This is a genomic window from Calidithermus chliarophilus DSM 9957, assembly GCF_000430045.1.
Classification (GTDB): domain Bacteria; phylum Deinococcota; class Deinococci; order Deinococcales; family Thermaceae; genus Calidithermus; species Calidithermus chliarophilus.
In genome coordinates this window covers 1-1,367 of the sequence record NZ_KE387024.1, presented here as the reverse complement: position 1 = coordinate 1,367, position 1,367 = coordinate 1, and the positions used below count along the sequence as shown (strand labels likewise).

General features: G+C 75.2%; 1 protein-coding gene. It reads left to right on the top strand.

What is annotated here, in order from left to right:
* The first annotated feature begins 145 nt into the window (after positions 1 to 145).
* A complete protein-coding gene (locus MEICH_RS0114885) occupies positions 146 to 1,183 on the top strand; it encodes a hypothetical protein (protein ID WP_027893310.1) in 1,038 nt (345 codons plus the stop codon).
* Positions 1,184 to 1,367 lie beyond the last annotated feature (184 nt).

Below are 1,367 nucleotides of genomic sequence, written 5' to 3'. Positions count from 1 at the left end.
CCCCCGGCCCTGCTGGCGGCGGGGCTGGCCCTGCGCCGGGGGGGCCGGCGCGACAAGGCCCTGGCCGGGCTGGGCCTGCTGGCCTCGTACTGGGTGCTGCTGGCCCGGGCCGGGCTCTCATCCTGAGGTGGCTAGAATGGTGCCCATGATGCTCAAGTCCTTCCTCCGGTCTTTGCGCTCCTGCCGCCCCTCCCTCCTCGCCCTGTCGCTCGGCCTGCCGCTGCTGGCGGGCTGCGACCAGAAGGACTCCCCGCCCCCGCCCGACCCCTCCGGCGTCACCCGGCTGGAGGTGAGCTGCGGCGGCCGGGGCTTCCTGGGCTACCACCTTTGGGGGGAACCGGGGGTGAGGGTGATGCGCTGGTGGGGCCGCAGCTGGGTCTACGACCCCGGCTTCGTGGGCGAGGCCTGGGGCGGGGGGCCCGGGTGCATGAGCGCCCCCGAGCGGGGCGCGGTGGAGGTCTACCTCAAGCGCGCGCGCGACGGGCGGTGGGTGCGGGGCTGGGTGGAGGCGGGGCTGGTCGAGGGGGCGGGGGGCTCCCCCGAGTTCCGGGTGCTCGGCGAGCTCAAGACCCAGGCGGTGGAGGAGGCCGACCTGCCCTTCGAGCACGTGCCCGACCCCAGGGCCGCGGGCGGCTCCTACCTCAAGGACCGCTCCCTGCCCCCCGCCCCCATCTGGCTGCCGCGGGCCTTCTGCCTGCAGCCGGGGGTGGGCTGGCCGTGGGGCGTCGAGCCGGGCAACCAGAGCCCCTACTACCCCCCGGTGGCCCCCGAGGCCCCCCCCGCGCTGTACTACGGCTACGAGGGCGACGTCGGCGACCCCGCCTTCATCGAGTACACCAACGGGAAGTACTCCGCCGCCAGGGCCCACGCGGACTCCGTCGCCGGGTTCTTCGCCGTCGCCCCCGCCGACGGCCCGCTGAGGGTCGTGATCTACGCCTCCTGGCGCGCGGAGTGGCACCCCCTCTACGGCCGCTGGGTGCGCATCTACCCCAAGGAGCCCATCGCCCTGCGGCTGGAGGGGGGGCGGCTGGTGTGCGAGGGCTACCGCCCGGCGGACTGGGTGGTGGAGCCGATGCCCGAGGGCTTCAACTTCCCCGGTTTTCTGCCCGAGGAGAACGACTTCGACGACTTCAACACCCCCTACGAGCTCCCCGCCGAGCTCGACCCCTACGCGGGGAGGTGAGCGGGCATGGGAAACCTGGGCAAGCTCGAGGCGCTGCTGCTGAAGATCCTGGGGTCGCTGGCCCTGGGGGTGGCCCTGCTGGCCCTGCCCCCCCTGGCCCTCCCCGACCGCCACCTCACCCCCACGGCCCGGGCCCTGCCCGAGGGCTCGCTGCCGCGGCAGGAGGCCCTGGCCGCCGTGCGGC

Bases quoted from the DNA above. Each gene is read 5' to 3' on its own strand.
- MEICH_RS0114885 (WP_027893310.1), top strand. From the start codon at position 146: ATGATGCTCAAGTCCTTCCTCCGGTCTTTGCGCTCCTGCCGCCCCTCC.